This window comes from Hymenobacter plasmatis, from assembly GCF_020711255.1.
Classification (GTDB): domain Bacteria; phylum Bacteroidota; class Bacteroidia; order Cytophagales; family Hymenobacteraceae; genus Hymenobacter.
In genome coordinates this window covers 60,031-77,098 of record NZ_JAJFAW010000029.1, presented here as the reverse complement: position 1 = coordinate 77,098, position 17,068 = coordinate 60,031, and the positions used below count along the sequence as shown (strand labels likewise).

General features: G+C 62.0%; 16 protein-coding genes. 12 read left to right on the top strand and 4 right to left on the bottom strand.

The features are described 5' to 3' along the window. The 7 genes from LJ738_RS18395 to LJ738_RS18355 form a co-directional block, all read left to right on the top strand. A partial coding sequence (locus tag LJ738_RS18395; RefSeq protein ID WP_489666410.1) for an alpha/beta fold hydrolase occupies nt 1-591 on the top strand: 591 nt, incomplete at its 5' end. Between the two features lie 177 nt (nt 592-768). Continuing rightward, nucleotides 769-2,259 carry an alpha/beta hydrolase family protein gene (locus tag LJ738_RS18390; protein ID WP_227787816.1) on the top strand — a complete coding sequence of 497 codons (1,491 nt, stop codon included), beginning with the start codon at nt 769-771 and terminating at the stop codon, nt 2,257-2,259. Between the two features lie 220 nt (nt 2,260-2,479). Next, nucleotides 2,480-3,478: a ComEA family DNA-binding protein gene (locus tag LJ738_RS18385; protein ID WP_227787815.1), complete on the top strand. Its 999-nt coding sequence runs from the start codon at nt 2,480-2,482 to the stop codon at nt 3,476-3,478. 160 nt (nt 3,479-3,638) lie between these two features. Continuing rightward, the gene (locus LJ738_RS18380; protein ID WP_227787814.1) at nt 3,639-4,280 is read left to right on the top strand and encodes a (2Fe-2S)-binding protein; all 642 of its coding nucleotides are present in this window, start codon (nt 3,639-3,641) and stop codon (nt 4,278-4,280) included. Nucleotides 4,281-4,284: 4 nt separating this feature from the next. Continuing rightward, a complete protein-coding gene (locus LJ738_RS18375; RefSeq protein ID WP_227787813.1) occupies nt 4,285-5,271 on the top strand; it encodes an FAD binding domain-containing protein in 987 nt (328 codons plus the stop codon). Nucleotides 5,272-5,283: 12 nt separating this feature from the next. Continuing rightward, nucleotides 5,284-7,614, top strand: a complete 2,331-nt coding sequence (locus tag LJ738_RS18360; protein ID WP_262907734.1) for a xanthine dehydrogenase family protein molybdopterin-binding subunit — start codon at nt 5,284-5,286, stop codon at nt 7,612-7,614. Beyond that, the gene (locus LJ738_RS18355) at nt 7,615-8,271 is read left to right on the top strand and encodes a nucleotidyltransferase family protein (protein ID WP_227787812.1); all 657 of its coding nucleotides are present in this window, start codon (nt 7,615-7,617) and stop codon (nt 8,269-8,271) included. Nucleotides 8,272-8,310: 39 nt separating this feature from the next. On the opposite strand, the gene LJ738_RS18350 is transcribed toward LJ738_RS18355, so the two are convergent. Further along, on the bottom strand, nt 8,311-9,600 hold the full coding sequence (locus LJ738_RS18350) for an MFS transporter (RefSeq protein ID WP_227787811.1): 1,290 nt from the start codon (nt 9,598-9,600) through the stop codon (nt 8,311-8,313). A gap of 130 nt (nt 9,601-9,730) precedes the next feature. Here LJ738_RS18350 and LJ738_RS18345 point away from each other — a divergent pair, with 130 nt between their 5' ends. The 4 genes from LJ738_RS18345 (at nt 9,731) to nth (ending at nt 12,069) form a co-directional block, all read left to right on the top strand. Continuing rightward, nucleotides 9,731-10,135 (top strand): hypothetical protein, encoded by a 405-nt coding sequence (locus tag LJ738_RS18345; RefSeq protein WP_227787810.1) that lies wholly within the window; start codon nt 9,731-9,733, stop codon nt 10,133-10,135. A 287-nt stretch (nt 10,136-10,422) separates the two neighbouring features. Continuing rightward, nucleotides 10,423-11,058 carry an RNA polymerase sigma factor gene (locus LJ738_RS18340; RefSeq protein ID WP_068189213.1) on the top strand — a complete coding sequence of 212 codons (636 nt, stop codon included), beginning with the start codon at nt 10,423-10,425 and terminating at the stop codon, nt 11,056-11,058. Further along, nucleotides 11,036-11,227: a hypothetical protein gene (locus LJ738_RS18335; protein ID WP_227787809.1), complete on the top strand. Its 192-nt coding sequence runs from the start codon at nt 11,036-11,038 to the stop codon at nt 11,225-11,227. The genes LJ738_RS18340 and LJ738_RS18335 overlap by 23 nt, the downstream gene beginning before the upstream one ends. Nucleotides 11,228-11,391: 164 nt before the next feature. Continuing rightward, nucleotides 11,392-12,069 carry an endonuclease III gene (gene nth / locus LJ738_RS18330; protein WP_227787808.1) on the top strand — a complete coding sequence of 226 codons (678 nt, stop codon included), beginning with the start codon at nt 11,392-11,394 and terminating at the stop codon, nt 12,067-12,069. A 114-nt stretch (nt 12,070-12,183) separates the two neighbouring features. Here the strand turns inward: nth and LJ738_RS18325 are convergent, their stop codons facing one another. Next, a complete protein-coding gene (locus LJ738_RS18325) occupies nt 12,184-13,392 on the bottom strand; it encodes a glycosyltransferase family 4 protein (RefSeq protein WP_227787807.1) in 1,209 nt (402 codons plus the stop codon). A gap of 60 nt (nt 13,393-13,452) precedes the next feature. Further along, complete coding sequence (locus tag LJ738_RS18320; RefSeq protein ID WP_227787806.1) at nt 13,453-14,478, bottom strand: gliding motility protein GldB-related protein; 1,026 nt, start codon at nt 14,476-14,478, stop codon at nt 13,453-13,455. A gap of 80 nt (nt 14,479-14,558) precedes the next feature. Here LJ738_RS18320 and LJ738_RS18315 point away from each other — a divergent pair, with 80 nt between their 5' ends. Further along, entirely contained in the window at nt 14,559-15,245 is a 687-nt protein-coding gene (locus LJ738_RS18315; RefSeq protein ID WP_227787805.1) for a porin family protein, read from the top strand. Nucleotides 15,246-15,334: 89 nt separating this feature from the next. Here the strand turns inward: LJ738_RS18315 and LJ738_RS18310 are convergent, their stop codons facing one another. Further along, nucleotides 15,335-16,942, bottom strand: coding sequence for an Rne/Rng family ribonuclease (locus LJ738_RS18310; RefSeq protein ID WP_227787804.1), 1,608 nt, complete (start codon nt 16,940-16,942; stop codon nt 15,335-15,337). Between the last annotated feature and the right edge of the window lie 126 nt (nt 16,943-17,068).

Below are 17,068 nucleotides of genomic sequence, written 5' to 3'. Positions count from 1 at the left end.
ATTTGTCTGTGCCCAGTGGCAAAAGAACCCGACTATCTTTACCCAGGACCCGACCCACCTCACGCTGGGACTATACAGCTAGCCCTGGCTCGCCTGCAAACCACCGACCCCGCCCAGCTGGCCACCACCGAAAAAATGCAGCGTGCCATGACCCAGATTGTGCAAAAGACGGCCGACAACGCCCGGGCCCATACCCAACTCCTTGCCCTGTTTGACCCCACCCACTCGGCCACGCCGCAAATGCTGGCTCAACTGGAGCCGCAGTTGGTAGGCGTGACCTCGGCCGACTACCGCCACCTGCTGGCCGACCGCCCCGCCCAGACCCTGGCCCGGGTGCACTGCCCGGTGCTGGCAATGGGCGGCAGCAAGGACGTGCAGGTGCCCGCCTCCCGCAACCTGGCCGCCACAGCCAGTGCCCTGAAAGCCGGCGGCAACCGCGACGTGACCACCAAAGAACTGCCCGGGCTCAACCACTTATTCCAAACCGCGACCACTGGCGGCCCTGCCGAGTACGGCATTATCGAAGAGACGTTTGCGCCCGCCGCGCTTCAGGTTATTGGCGACTGGATAGCCCAACACACCCGGAAGTAGCTCCCCTTCATTCTTTGCAGATTAAGTAATAAGGCCGGCCCCAAGGGCTGGCCTTTTGCATTTTTCGCAGCTTATGAATAGTTAAATAATCGATTGCTGGTAAAAGACAACTGTTGTACTTTTCAGGCCCAATTTCTGCTATGTAGGTTGCCTACCCGGTTAATATATTCTGATTCCATGATGAGATTTTTATTATCAGCGCTTTTTGTGCTGGCCGCCCTTGTACAATCTCCTGCGGCAACCACAACTCCATCGGCCGGGCCCGCCCCACTCAACGGCCAATGGAAAGGCCCGCTAAAGTTGCTCGGCGGCCAAATCACCGTCATCATTACCATCGTGCCCCTCACCAACGGCACGTACTACGGCGCCCTCGATGCGCCCCAGCAGCGCATCAGTCGCATGCCGGTGGCCGTGGAGCTGCACGGCACCGACCTCAAGCTGCGCATTGAGCAGGCCGGCAGCAGCTTCGTGGGCAAAGTGCTGAACGGCGGCGCCAAGTTCAGCGGCACCTGGACGCAGGCCGGCGTGAAAACTGCCATGGTGCTGCTGCGCGCCCCGTCGGCCAAGGCCATTGCCGCTGCGCCGTTCCGCCCCACCCCGCCCTACCGCGTTTCCGAGGTGGTGTTCCCCAACCCCGCCTCCCGGCAGAACCTGGGCGCCACGCTTACCGTGCCGGCCGGCGAAGGGCCTTTTCCGGCGGTGGTGCTCGTTTCTGACCTGGGTCCGCAGGGCCGTGAGGTGGAAGTATCGGGCTACCGCATGTTTGGGCAGTTGGCCGATTACCTTTCCCGCCACGGCATCGCGGTGCTGCGCTATGACGACCGCGGCGTGGGCAAATCGGGCGGCACCTACGCCAACGCCACCACGGCCGACCTGGTGACGGATGCGCAGGCGGCGCTAAACTTTTTGCGCACCCGCCCGCTGGTGGCGCCGCAGCGCGTGGGCCTGCTCGGGCACGGCGAAGGCGCCAACGTGGCCCTGCTGGCCGCGGCGGTGCCGGGCCGGGCACCGGCTTTCGTGGTGTCGTTGGCCGGCTATGGCCAGTCGGGCTACAGCGTGCTGCTGCGCCAGCAAAACGAAATCATGCGCCTGACCGGCGCCAACGCCGCGGAAGTGCAAGCAGCCCAGGACATCTACTACCGCACCGTGAGCATTATCCGCCAGACGCCGGACAATGCCGCCGCCAGCGCGAAAGTTGCGGCCATGCTCAGCGGGGCCAACACGGGCATTAACCCGGCCATGGCCCGCGCCCGCGCCACGCAGCTCACCTCGCCGTGGTCGCGCTACTTCTTCGATTTCAGCCCCCTGACCCAGTTGAGCAAGGTGCAATGCCCCGTGCTGCTGCTCAACGGCACCGCCGATTTGCAGGTATCGGCCAAGCGCAACATGACGCCGCTACGCCGGGGCTTGCACGCCGCCCACCGCTCCGTTACTGCCTATCGGCTCGATGGCGTGAATCACTTATTCCAGCCCGCCCCGGCCCAATGGCCCTTGGTAAACGGCGTGCAGCAAGCCACGTTCTCGCCCGTTGCCCTCAAGAAAATTAACGACTGGGTGACCGTTAAGACCAAGCAGCCCACCGCCGCTCCTATGCGCGCGCCGCAGAAGCTGCCTTTCCCGGCACCCCGAATCACTAAAACGGGGAGCGTACCGCGCCTGCGCGGCTAGCTGCGGAGCGGGGTTGAGCTGGGCTGATGAGTGGTAGGAGTTGAGCCATATCGGGCTTTATTCCTATAATTGCTTGCTGCTGCGAGTAAGGGACTGCCTTGCTCCTGCCGCGCGCTCGTCTTCCCTTCTACCATTTTCCAACCCTGCGTTGGAGCCTTCGCCCATGGCTGCTACGCCACCCCCACCACGGCCCCGCTGGTCGTGGGATAACTCTGGCCCCATGCGCTGGGTGCGGCGCCACATGGGGTACTCGCGGAGCGAAGCCCGCGGCATGGCCGGGCTGTTGGTCCTGATGCTGGCGGCCATAGTAGCTCCCCTCCTGCTGCGGCCCGAGGCACCCGTGTACCTCCCCGCCGCCGACCAGCAAGCCCTGAACCAACTAGCCGCCCAGCTCAAGGAGCACCGCACCACCGACCCACGCTACGCCACCCGCTACCCGAAGCGGAACTATGGAAACAATGAAGGCGGCAGCTCGCGCTATCCGCAGGTAGCCCAGGTGCGGCTCGCGCCCTTCGACCCCAACGCCCTGACGGCTCAGGATTGGGAGGCGCGCGGGGTGCCGCACTTCGTGGCCGGTCGCATCGTGAAATACCGCGAGGCCGCGGGCGGCTTCAAAGCCAAAGCCCAGCTCAAGAAAATGTACGGCCTGGAAGACTCGGTGTATCAACGCCTGGCGCCCTTCATGCAGCTGCCCGACGAAGCACCCCGGCCCGCCTACGCCACCAACCGGCCGGGGCCCGACGGCAAGTATCCGCCCTATGCCGCTACCGGCGAGGCAGCCGGAAAATTCCCGCGCAAGCCGCACAACCTGCAGCCCTTCGACCTCAACACCGCCGATACCACCCAGCTGATGCAGATTCGGGGCATTGGGGCGGGGCGCGCCAAGTGGGTGGTGCGGTACCGAAACCAGCTCGGTGGCTACCTGCGCGAAGAGCAACTGGACGAGGTTTTTGTGCTGAAGGACGCGCCCGATTTGCGCGACAGCCTCAAGAAATACACCTTCGTGGCCGCTGGCTTTGCGCCCCGGGTGGTGAATGTGAACACGGCGTCATTCGACGAAATGTACCTGCACCCTTACATCGGCAAGCCACGCGCCCGCCTCATCGTGGCCTACCGCAACCAGCACGGGCCCTTCAAGCGGGTGGAAGATTTGAAGCAGATTCCGATTCTGAAAGCGGAAGACTGGGAAAAGATGCGGCCCTACGTGCGGTGCGACTAGCGGGGCGCTGCTGGGCTCATTCCCAGCTGGCGTAGTAACTTTTGTGAAGCCATGTAACGTAGTAGGTGGTTCTACTCAACTGTACCGAGTGCCTGCTACTTCCCAACCAAGCGCCCGCTTGAACTGTTAGCCGCCTACTCCTTGCCTCGACTTCTCCGCTATGACTGACCACTTCACGCCCGATTCGGCCGCGCAGCCCGACGGCCCCGCCCCCAACGATGGCCGCCGCTCGTTCATCAAGCAAGCCACCGGCCTCCTGGGCCTGGCGCTGGCCCCGCCCCTCGTGGGCCAGGCCGAACGCCTCACGGCGCTTTCCAAAAAAGTGGCCGGCGTATCGGAGATGAAGCTGAAGGTGAACGGCACCGTGCGCACTATCAAGGCCGAGCCCCGCACCACGCTGCTGGACGCCCTGCGCGAAAACCTGGACCTCACCGGCTCCAAGAAAGGCTGCGACCACGGCCAGTGCGGCGCCTGCACCGTGCTGGTAGACGGCCGCCGCGTCAACAGCTGTCTCACCCTGGCCGTGATGAGCCAGGGCAAGGAAATCACCACCGTCGAAGGCCTAGCCAAGGGCGAAGAGCTACACCCGCTGCAGCAGGCCTTTATTGAGCACGACGGCTTTCAGTGCGGCTATTGCACGCCGGGCCAGCTCATGTCGGGTGTGGCCTGCCTGAAGGAAGGCCACGCCAAAACCGACGGCGACGTGCGCGAGTGGATGAGCGGCAACCTCTGCCGCTGCGGCGCTTACCCCAACATTGTGGCAGCCATTCGGCAGGTCGAGAAAAGCGGCTTTAAGTCTTAAGGTTATGGAAAATTTCACTTACCTCCAAGCCTCGCAGGCCAAGGAAGCCACGGCCGCCGTGCGCGACCACAAGGGCGCGGCCTTCATTGCCGGCGGCACCACCCTGCTTGATTTGATGAAGCTGAACGTGGAAAACCACAACCAGCTGGTCGACATCAATATGCTGGCCTTCAAAGGCGTGGAGCAAACCGCCGACGGCCTGCGCATTGGCGCCCTGGAGCGCATGAGCGACGTGGGCGAAAACCCGCTGGTGATGCAGCAGTACCCCGTCATTTCGCAGTCGCTGCTGCAGGCGGCCTCGCCGCAGCTGCGCAACATGGCCAGCATCGGGGGCAACCTGCTGCAGCGCACCCGCTGCGGCTACTTCCGCGATACGGCCTTTCCGTGCAACAAGCGCCAGCCCGGCTCCGGCTGCCCGGCCCAGGAAGGCGAAAACCGCAACTTGGCCATCCTGGGCGGCAGCAAAGCCTGCATTGCCACCTATCCCGGCGACCTCGCCGTGGCCTTGGTGGCGCTGGATGCCGTGGTGCTCCTCGAAAATGCGAAGGGCAAGCAGCGCCGCGTGCCCCTGCTCGACTTCCACCTCGTGCCCGGCAATACGCCCCAGCGCGAGACCGTGATTGAGCCGGGTGAGCTGATTGTGTCCGTGACGGTGCCCGCCGCGGCGCACGCCCGCAAGTCGATGTACCTGAAGGTGCGCGACCGCGCTTCGTATGCCTTTGCGTTGGTTTCCGCAGCCGTTGGGCTGGATGTGCAGGGCAGCCAGATTCGCTCGGCCCGGGTGGCGCTGGGCGGCGTGGGCACCAAGCCCTGGCGCTCGCTGACCGCAGAGAAGATTCTCACGGGCGCGCCGGCTACCGAAGCCACGTTCCGGGCCGCTGCGGCCGCGGCTGTGCGCGACGCCCAACCCCGCGAACAAAACCGCTTCAAGCTTGAGCTGGCCCAGAATACCCTGGTTCGGGCGCTCACCGATGTTGCCGCCAAGGCTTAACCCCACTGCACCATGAACGAACCCGCTTTCTTCGAAACTACCGCCGGCCCCGGCGTGGTGGGGCAGCCCCTAAACCGTGTGGACGGCCGCGACAAGGTGACCGGCAAAGCCAAGTACTCGGCCGAATACGCCCTGCCTGGCCTCACCTACGGCGTGCTGAAAACCAGCGACATCGCCAAAGGCCGCATCAAAAGCATCGACACCACGGCTGCGGCCAAAGAGCCGGGCGTGCTGGCCATCTACACGCACCTCAACCTGCCCAAGCTGGCCAAAACGCCCAACGACCCCGATGGCAAAAAGGCCATTGGCGCGCCCATGGGCTTCCTGCCGCTGACGTCGGATGTCATCTACTACGCGGGCCAGCCCGTGGCCCTGGTAGTGGCCGACACCTTTGAGCGGGCCACCCACGCGGCCACGCTCCTGCGCGTGACCTACACCGCCGAGCAGCCCATTGCCACCTACACCGACCCCAAGGCCCAGCTGTTTAACCCCGAAAAGGTTCAGGACGGCAAGGCCGATGGCTACACCCGGCGCGGCGATGCCCGCGCGGCCATGGCCAGCGCCCCGGTGAAGCTGACGGCCGTGTATACCCACGCCATCAACCACCACAACCCCATGGAGCCCGGCTCCACCACGGCGGTGTGGGAAGCCCCCGACCGCCTCACGGTGTACGAATCGACCCAGGGCGTGACGCGCACCCAGAAGTCGCTGGCCACCATGCTGGGCCTGCCGCAAGACCAGGTGCGCGTGGTAACCAAGTATCTCGGCGGCGGTTTCGGCTGCAAGGGCTCCTGCTGGCCCCACACCGTGCTCACGGCGCAGGCGGCTAAAGGAGTAGGAAGGCCGGTGAAGCTGGTGCTCACCCGGCGCCAGCAGTTCACGAGCATGGGCCACCGCGAAGACCAGACCCAGACGCTGATGCTGGGGGCCAGCCAGGAAGGCAAGCTGCTGTCGCTCATCCACGAGAAGACCTCTACCACGTCGCCCTGGGATAATTACGCAGAGGCCAACAGCAAGATTATCAACATACTATATGATTGCCCCACGTTTGAGTCGCACTACCAGTTGGCGCGGGGCAACGTGATGACGTCGACCTTCACCCGCGCCCCCGGCGAGGCGCCCGGCTCGTTTGCCATTGAGTGTTTGATGGACGACCTGGCGTATCAGCTCAATATTGACCCCATCGAAATCCGGCTGCGCAACTACGCCGAGAAGGACCCCAGCACCGGCCGGCCCTGGAGCAGCAAAAGCCTGCGCCAGTGCTACGCCCGCGGGGCCGAGCTATTTGGCTGGAGCAAGCGCAACCCCAAAGCGGGCGCCACCCGCAACGGCCGCCTGCTGGTGGGTATGGGCATGGCCACCGCCAGCTACCCGGTGCATAACTCCCAGGGCATGGCCCGCGTGCGCCTCTACGCCGACGGCCACGCCGTGGTGCAGGCCGGCGCCACCGACCTGGGCACCGGCACCTACACCGTCATCACCCAGGTAGCGGCCGATTCGCTGGGCTTGCCACCCGAAAAAATCCGCTTCGAGCTCGGCGATACCAAGCTGCCCACTGCGCCCAACTCGGGCGGCTCGGTAGCGGCGGGCACGGTTTCCTCGTCGGTGTACATGGCCGCGCAGGACGTGTGGCAGCGGCTCACCAAAGTCGCCATTCAGGACCCCAAGTCGCCGCTGTTCAAAGCCAAGCCCGAGGACGTAAGCGTGGAGAAGGGCCGCCTGCAGCTCACAAAAAACACCGCCAAAGGCGAAGACTTCATGGCCCTGATGAAACGGGCCGGCATGGACGACGTGGAGGGCAGCGGCCAGGGCAAATACGGCGCGGGTTACGAAACCGGGCGCCCTGGCAACCCCGCCGGCCCCAACAACAACACCGAATCGACGGGCGAGCACTCCATGCACTCGTTCGGCGCCCACTTCTGCGAAGTGCAGGTGGACCCCGACTTGGGCACCGTGCGCGTCACGCGCTGGGTGAGTGTACACGGCGCCGGCCGCATCCTCAACGCCAAGACCGCCCGCAGCCAGATTATTGGCGGCTCCATTTTCGGCATCGGCGCGGCCCTGATGGAAGCCACCCTGCGCGACCCGCACTACGCCCGCTACACCAACTCCGACCTGGGCGACTACCACATTCCCGTGAATGCCGACATCCCGGAAATGACCGTGGAGTTCATCGACGAGCACGACCCCTTCATCAACGCCATGGGCGTGAAGGGCATCGGCGAAATTTCTATGGTGGGCGTGTCGGCTGCCGTGGCCAACGCCGTGTTCCACGCCACCGGCAAGCGCGTGCGCGACCTGCCCATTACGCCCGACAAAATCCTGGGGACCAAATCAGTATAAATGCCAGAGCAACCTTCTGCTTCCTCCTCCAACGCCACCGCTCCGGCCTCGCCCGGGACGGTGGCGTTGCTGCTGCTAGCGGCCGGCGCGTCCAGCCGCATGGGCCAGCCCAAGCAGCTGCTGCCTTACCGCGGCCGCACGCTGCTGCGCCACGCCGCCGAAACCGCCGTGGCTACCGGCTGCGCGCCGGTGGTCCTCGTCACGGGCGCGGTGCACGAGGCGTTGGTGGCCGAAGTCGCCGATTTGCCGGTGCAGGTTGTTCGCAACTTGGCGTGGGAAACGGGCATGGCATCGTCCATCCGGGTGGGCTTAGCCGCGGCGGCGCCAGCTCAACCCACGGCCTTCCTCATCATGCTCAGCGACCAGCCGCTGGTGACACCCGCCCTTCTGCGGCAGCTGATAGCGCAGCAGCAACGCACGCACGCTCCGGTAGTAGCCGCCGCTTATGGAGATACCCTGGGCGTACCGGCCGTGTTCGACCGCACGATGCTGCCTGCGCTTCAGCAGCTGAAAGGAGCGCAGGGAGCTGGCCTGCTCATCAAAAGCCTGGGCGCAGCCGTTGGCCGGGTACCGTTTCCCGGTGGGTTGATGGATGTGGACACGCCCGAGCAATATGCCGCGCTGGTGGCTGCTGCGCCGGCGGCTGGCTCAAGTTGAGCTAAATAGTTGGGCTGAAAAATTGAGCTAAATGCCGGGCTACTTCGTGCCGGTTTCCAGTTCCCGCAGCTTGTCGGCCTTCAGGGCGGTGATGCCCACGACCACCAGCGTCATCAGCCCCCCGAATACCACCGACGTCACGGTCCCCATTAGCTTGGCCGCCGCGCCGCTCTCAAAGCCCCCAATCTCATTGGAGGAGCCGATGAAGATGTTATTCACCGCCGACACCCGCCCTTTCATGTACTCTGGGGTGTAGGTGTGGATGAGCGTGGAGCGCACAATCACCGAAACCGAGTCGAACACGCCGGTGAGGAACAGCAGAAACAGCGACAGCGCAAAGCTCTTGGACAGCGCAAACCCGATGGTGGCCAAGCCAAAGCCCGCCACGGCCCACAGCAGCTTGCGCCCCGCCCGCTGCCGCAGCGGCGAGTACGTGAGCCACACCGCCATGAGCACGGACCCCACCGCCGGCGCAGCCCGCAGGTAGCCCAATCCATCGGGGCCGGTGTGCAAAATGTCCTTCGCAAAAATGGGCAGCAGCGCCACCGCGCCCCCAAACAGCACCGCAAACAAATCCAGCGACAGGGCCGCCAGCACAATCTGGTTGTTGAAAATAAACCGGACCCCGCTCAACACGCTCTCGCTCAAGCTCAGCTGCTGGCCCTCGCGCTCGGGTAGCGGCCGGCCCGCAATACTCAGGAAAAGCAGCAGCGAAACAAACATCAGCGTCGCATCAACCCCGTACGCGAAGCCCTTGCCTTGCTGGGCAAACAACAGCCCGCCAATGGCCGGCCCCAGCACCGCCGAGGCCTGCCAGCTGGTGGAGTTCCACGTCACGGCATTGGAGAGCAAGCTGCGATTGGGCAGCAGCTGGGGCATAAACGAGAATAGCGCCGGCCCCATAAACCCGCGGGCAATGCCGCTCACAAACAGCACCACGTAGAGCATGGCCACGTACAGCGGCAGCGCCAGCACCTCGCGGTTGGCAAAGAGCGCCATGCCGGCCGGCTTGGTGAGCAAAAACAGGCTCAACGAGCACAGAAACAGCACCACCATCGCCGGAATAATAATGCGCTTGCGCGGCACCGAATCGGCCACGTGCCCGGCGTAGAGCGATACCGTGATGCTGGGAATGGCCTCGGCCAGCCCAATCAGGCCGAGCGCCAGGGGGTTGTTGGTGAGCTCATAAATCTGCCAGCCCACCACCACGCCCTGAATCTGGCTGGCGATGATGTACAGCACCCGGGCCGACACCAGGCGGCGGAATTCGGGCAGGCGAAGGGCAGCGTACGGGTCGTGGGCAACGGGGGCAACGGCGGGAGGCAGCATACAGCACAGTAAAAAGCGCCATGACGGCGCCGGGGCCCAAAGGTAGCCCCGACGGCCCGGCCGTTTGGGCGAGCGGGCCGGTTTTTCCTACCTTGTATCCTGACCTTCACTGCGCTCACCACTACGGCTCATGCCCGATTTTGGCCTCGAAATAACGCCCCGCCCCGACCTGCCCGCCCTCGTGGCCCGGTGGCAGCGCGAAATCACGGTGCCCGAGCTCAAGGCGGGCTACTTCGCTATTCTCGACGCTGCCGATGCCATGGACTGCGCGCGCTGGCTGCTCGACCTGCGCCGCCGCGACGAGCTGACCACGCCGGAGCTGGCCGCCTGGCTCAAGGCCGACTTCTTCCCCAAGCTACCCCGCCGCTACGCCGAACCCGTGCGCATCGCCTTCCTGGTGTCTCCTCTGCGGGCCCGCGAAGAGCAGTCCGACAGCTCGGTAGCGGCCATCAGCCACAACAGCCAGCCCAACCAGGGCTTCTTCACGGCCCTCTTCACCGACGAAGCCGCCGCTCACCGCTGGCTAGCCGGCTAGCCCCAGCGGCCCCGCTTTTTACATAAGCTCAACATTATATACATTTTTTTATTAGCAGGGTTATCTAAAAAAGGCCTTAAATGAAGAAATTGGGAAGGTTGCGTTTTTTCAGCAAAAAGATTTTGTCATTTTAATTTCTCGTCTATTGCGCATTTGCCTTCCGTTTCTCTACATTTGGTCCGATTCTAGCGGGCTAAAAGCCAGCTTCTCGTCGCTTTCTCAAATTTTTTCAGATAACTGCATACTATCGGCCTAAAGCTCTACGTTCTCTTAATCCGTAGCCCTTTATGGACCTCTTGCAGCCTAGCGACTCCGCGCTCATCTCGCTCTACCTGGCCGGCCAGGAATCCGCCTTTTCCATTCTCTTGGAACGGCACCGAAGCCGTGCTTTCACCACCATTCTGCTCATCGTGCGCGACGAGGATGTGGCGGAAGACCTTTTGCAGGACACCTTCATCAAGGCCATCCACACTTTAAAAAGTGGACGCTACAACGAAGAGGGCAAGTTTGCGCCCTGGATTTGCCGCATTGCTCACAACCTGGCCATTGATTCGTTCCGGCGAGGCAAGCGTGTTCCGCACGTCAGCCTCACCGACAACGAGCGACTGGCCAGCACGCTTACCATTGCCGACGACGGCCCCGACGACATTATGTCGCGGGAAGAAACCCACGCCCGCCTTCGCCTGTTGATTCAGGAACTGCCTGCTGCCCAGAAAGAAGTGCTGCTGATGCGCCATTACGGCGACATGAGCTTTCAGGAGATAGCCGACGCAACCGGCGTCAGCATCAACACGGCCCTGGGCCGGATGCGCTACGCGCTAATTAACCTGCGGAAGAAAATGACCGCAAATTCCTATAGTTATGATCCAAACCTTACCCCATTCGACACTGCTCCGCTACGTGTACAACGAGTTGCCAGCTAAGGAGTTGCTCGGCGTAGAAGAGGCATTGCAACACGACCCGGAACTGGCCACTGCCTGCGCCGACCTGCTTCTGGCCCAACGCACCCTCGACGGCCTGCGCCGCGAGCCCCGAGCCGAAACCACCGAGGCTATCCTGCGCTATTCCCGCACCTTTCTGGCGGGTTCGTAGCGTCCCCATATTAATTTTCATACCTGCTGTCATCCTGAGCGTAGCGAAGGACCTGCCGCCGGTTGAGTTGAACTCAGTAATTTTATCGATTACTGGCTGCCGCTCGCCGCCCCAGGTCCTTCGTTGCGCTCAGGATGTATTTTTTGCGCACTATTCTTCTCGTTATGTCACGTGCCGACCGGTTTCGCTACTTTCTCGACTACTTCACTACCAACTTTCCGGAACCCAAAACGGAACTGGTGTACGGCAACCCATACGAGCTGATAGTGGCCGTAGTGCTCAGCGCGCAGTGCACCGATAAGCGCGTAAACCAAATAATGCCGGCGCTGCTGGAGCAGTTTCCCACCGCCGCGCACCTAGGGGCGGCCTCGGCCGAAGAAATCTTCGTGTTCATCCGCAGCATTTCGTATCCCAACAACAAAGCCAAGCACTTGGCAGGCCTGGGCCGCATGCTCACCGAAGAGTTTGGGGGCGAAGTCCCGAGCCAGATTGAGGAATTGCAACGGCTGCCTGGCGTGGGCCGCAAAACGGCCAACGTGGTGGCCTCGGTCATCTACAACCTGCCTGCCATGGCGGTTGATACCCACGTGTTCCGGGTATCACACCGCATCGGCCTCGTGCCGAAAGCCGCCACCACCCCGCTAGCCGTGGAGAAAGCCCTGGTTCGGTACATCCCCGAAGACCTAATCAATAAAGCCCACCACTGGCTGATTTTGCACGGCCGCTACATCTGCGTGGCGCGCTCGCCCAAATGCAGCATTTGCCCGCTGGCTCCCAGCTGCGCCTACTTTGAAAAGCACTTTGGCAAGGCGCTAGCCTACGTGCCGTTGCCTACCGAATAGCCTTTGCCGGGCGTTACGATTCTGTACGGCTGCTTACAAAGCACAACTGGGCACAAGCTCGGCATTATGCGGTATAAAACGTTGCCTTTTACACTGTAACGCCCGGGCAAGCCTTTATACCGAGCCGGCTGCCGCTTCCAATATTCCTTGTACCTGCTGAGCCAGCTGCTGGCGGTCGAACGCTGCCAGTGCCAACTGCCGGCCCCGGGCACCTGCCGCGGCTAGCGCCTCCGGCTGGGCCAGCAGCGCCCGTAATTGAGCTACCAGCGCGCCGGGCTCCCCGGCCGGCACGTACCAGCCGCAGTTGTACTGTTCCACAAGCGCCTTGGTCCAGCCTTGGTTGGTTACAATCACCGGCGTGCCCACGGCCAGCGAGTCATAAAGCTTGGCCGGCGAGTTAGAGTCCAGCACGGGCAAGCTCAAAAACGACACCACCGACACTGCCGCCAGCGCAAACCAGCTGAAAACGTCGTGCCGGGCCTGCCCTCCCACCAACCGAATTTGCCCCGGCCAGCGGGTTGCGGCCGCCGCAATTAGCGGCTCTAAGTAGCCATGGCCCAGAAACAGCCAGACCGTATCCGCATCGGTCGCGGCCATAGCTTCCGCCGCCGCGACCAATGTGGGAATATCGTTGGCCCGCCCGAAGGTGCCGGCGTATAAAATTACCCGCTTCCCCGCCAGCCCAACTTCCTGGCGAAGTTGAGCCACCGCAGCTGGTGTAGCGCGCGCGGCTAAATTCAGGTCGGTGCCGTTGAGCACGGTCGTCACCTTTGCGGATGAAATACCCAAATCAGTGATATAACGGCTCATATCCGGCGACAGCGGCAGAATGTGCCGGGCGCTCCCATAGAGGCGCTTCTCCAGATGATACAGCTGCTGACGAGCCAAGGCGGTTGGCACGGCACCCATGGCAATGGGAAAGGAAGGCCACAGGTCCTGCACCTCAAACACCCACGGCACCTTGCGCCACCGCGCCACCTGCGCCGCCGCCCAAGCCGCCGTAAGTGGCGTACTGATGCCCCAGATTACGTCCGGCTTGTCGATGCGCAGGCCTTCGCGCACGGCCCACGCCGCATACTGCGCAAAGGACAAGGCGCGGCGAGCAGGCCCCATCTTGTTATCGTATGGCACCTTCGCCTCCCGGATTTCCACACCGGCTGGCACCCATGGAAATTCCTCGGTTAGCCGTTGCTCCTTCCAGGCGGGCGTGGTCAGCAGCGTCACCCGGTGCGTTTTGGCTATGTGGGCCAGCAGCGTGTAGTGCCGGCTGGTCGCCGGGCAGTCGGGGTTGGTGTGGTACTGGCTGAAAACGGCGATGTGCATGGAATCAATGAGGAATGAAGCATGTAGCATGGGGTAATTCCTCCTTCTTCATTCCTCATTTTATTCGTGCTTGGGCCGGTAGTGCGACTCATTGAGAATGCGCTGGGCATCCTTCTCGGCCATGAGCCGGCCCAGGCTTACTTCGGGGTGCTCGGCCACGTACTTGCGCACTATTTGCAGGCCCACCCACTGCCCCACCCGGCCCGGGCAGGTTTTGTCGATTTCGGGTACATTGGGCCGCTCGCCCACGTACTTCTGCAGCAGGAAAGGCGTGGTGGAATACAGCAGGTTCTTTTCCAGGAAATGCCCCCATACCCGCGGCTCGTTGGCTTCCAGGCCCACCATCTCGCGGCTGGTATAGCCCAGTAGCAACGAATCGGGCGTGCAGGGCAGCATCAGGCTGGCGAAATAGAGCGCCTTGCCCGAATGCACCATGGCATCGAGCATGGTGTTGGCCGTCAGTTCGTGGCGGTTGTACTTGCTCGACACGTTTTGGGCCAGCAGCGGCAGCAGCCCCGCGGGCGTGTAGCGGCGCAGCATGTACTGGGGCAGGTCGGGCCGCTTGCTGGCTTTGGGGCCCGCAAACCAGTCCAGGCTAAGCACCAACAGGCTGTCGTTCACGTAAATATCCTTGCTCAGAAACCCGCTTACGTACGTTGCCGCGGGCGGCACCCGGAAGTCGGGAAAGTAATAATGAACCCGCCGAAACATCTCCCCCAGGTCGTGGGTAAGTGCCGCGCTGTCGGGGAAGGCGGCGGTGGTTTCGCGGCCCAACTGCTGCAGCGCCGCATTGGTAGCCAACTGGGGCAAGCCGCCCTCCAGCTCCTTTTCAGTAGCCGGCTGCCGCTGCAGATAATACCGGGAAAAAGCCCGGTGAGCATCCATAAACTGCCGGGCGTCGGCAGGCGTCTTAATCTTGAAAAAAGGTATTTCCAGATGCTGCACCCGCACCGGCAAGGCTGGGGCATCAGCCGCGGCATCGGTCCGGCAGCCCTCGGAGGGGCCCTTTTTGCAAGCCCCTAGTCCAAGGCTTACTCCTAAAAATAAGGGCAGCCAGCGCCGCCAGGCAAAATTATTCTTGTTCACGCGCGTTACTTTGGGACAAAATTAGCCAACAACCCGTTGGCAGCCGGCAGTTGCCGGAGGCAGCGGGCCATCTGCCCTCTATGAAAAAAATATTCCTTGCCCTGCTGGTCATTGCGGCCTCTATTCACACCGCTTCAGCTCAATTTGAAATTGGGCTGAAAGTGTCGCCTTCCATCACCAGCCTGCGGGCCGAGTCGCCCGCCGACCACGCCTTCACCAGCGATGGCAGCCAGGTTGGCTTCGGCGGTGGCCTCGTGGTGGATTATTTTTTCGGCGAGAATTACGCGTTTAGCACCGGCTTGTTGCTCACCGGCAAAGGCGGCAGCATCAAATACACCGACGTTTCCGGCGGCGTAACGGGCCAGTCGTTTGTGGTGCCGCTGAAGTTTAATACCCAGTATCTGGGCGTGCCGCTTACCGTGAAGCTTTTTACCAATGAAATTGCGCCCGCTACCCGACTCTACTTTCAGGTAGGTGGTGCGTTGAACGTGCCCATCGGCACGCGCATCAACAGCAGCAAGTTCTTCAAGGACCCCGCCACCAACAACGAAAACAAGGCCAGCGACTACGTATACTTCGTGGATGCCGACGCCCTGGTGAGTGTTGGCACCGAGTACCAGATGGCGAAAAGCACCAAGCTTTTTGCCGGCATCAGCTACAACCGTGGCTTGGTCGACATCGACCACTACTTTGAGAAAAGCCGTGGCTTCAAAGACGTAACCATCAAAAACAGCTCTTTTGCGCTAGACCTCGGCATCAAGTTCTAGCCGACAAAGCCGTCGAAAGACACTTTAAGCAAAAGCCCCGCCGTCAGCATTCGTGCAAACGGCGGGGCTTTTGATTTTCAACCCGAAGGCTAGTCCACGATTTCTACTTCGCGGTCCTGCAATCGGCTCATGGCCGCGGCCGAGGAGCGCAACTGGATTTCTTCGCCTCGCTCGTCTTCGATGCGGTAGTCGGTGAGGCCCAGGCTGCTGTCCTTCACCACCTTCACCCACTTGTAGTACTTGAGGTACCACTTCATCTGGCGCGAAACCAGACCCTTGGTGTAGTAAGCGTGCAGGAACGGATGCACCGACAGCGTGATGCCCGACTGGTTCTGGTTCACCAGCAGGTCGTCGATGCTGTTGTCGATGTCGTCGGTCACCTGGATGGAAGCCGAAATCTTGCCCGTGCCGCCGCAGGTGGGGCACACCTCGCCGGTCACGATGTTCTCGGCCGGCCGCACCCGCTGGCGGGTGATTTGCAGCAGGCCAAACTTGGTGATGGGCAACACCGTGAATTTGGCTTTGTCAAGCTTCATCACGTCGCGCACCGTGTCCTCCACCTTTTTGCGGCTCTCGGCCGAGCGCATGTCGATGAAGTCAATCACGATTATGCCGCCCATGTCGCGCAGGCGCAGCTGCCGGGCTACTTCTTTGGCAGCCAGTAGATTAATCATCAAAGCCGTAGCTTCCTGGTCGTTCTCCTGGTTGCTCTTGCTGCCCGAGTTCACGTCGATAACGTGCAGGGCTTCGGTGTGCTCAATTACGAGGTAGCCGCCACCGGGCACGGTCACGGTCTTGCCAAACAGCGTCTTGAGCTGTTTTTCGATGCCGGTTTGCTCGAAGATTTTAATTTTCGAGTTGTGTAGCTTCAGCAAGCCCAGCTTGTCGGGCGCAATTTTCTGCAGGTAATCCCGCATCTCCTCGTACATGGCCGGCGCATCCACCATGATGCTGTCGAAGGACTCGTTCAGCATATCGCGGAGCATCGACGACGTGCGGCCCAACTCGCCCAGCACTTTGTCGTTGGGCTTGGCCGTGCGGAGCGTGCTGTAGAGTTGCTCCCACTTGGCCACCATGTCCTGCATGTCCTTGTCCAGCTCGGCCACTTCACGCCCTTCCGCCACGGTGCGGATGATGACACCGAAGTTATTGGGCTTGATGCTGGCAATGAGGCGCTTGAGCCGGTCACGCTCGGCCTTGCTCACAATTTTCTTGCTGACGCTGATGGTGTTCGAAAACGGCATCAGCACGAGGTAGCGGCCCGCCATCGAAATGTCGGTGCTCACGCGGGGGCCTTTGGTCGAAATCGGCTCCTTGATGACCTGCACCACAATCTGCTGGCCTTTCTTAAACACGCTCTCGGCCTTGCCCACTTTGTCGAGCGGGGGCTCAAACGTGAATTTTTCCAGTCCGGCAGTGGTGGCGCGGCCGCTTTGCACGGTGCGCACCCACTTCGTAAAGGAGTTGTATTGTTCGCCGAGGTCGCCGTAGTGCAGAAACGCGTCTTTTTCGTAGCCGATGTCCACAAAAGCCGCGTTCAAGCCGGGCATCACCTTTTTCACGGTGCCCAGGAAGATGTCGCCTACTGAGTAATTGGTGTCGTTGCGGTCGAAGTGGTATTCAATCAACCGTTTATCCTGCAACAACGCAATCCGCTCGCCTTCCTGAGTAGAATTAATCACTAATTCATTACTCAAAGCGTTGATTTAGTTAAGGTAACCTGCTGGCAAGGCCGCTAAAGCACTACCCCGAAACCGGCAAAGGGAAGCCAGAACCCAAGGTTCTGGCTTCCCTCGCGAGCCACGGGAAAAGCACCCAACGCG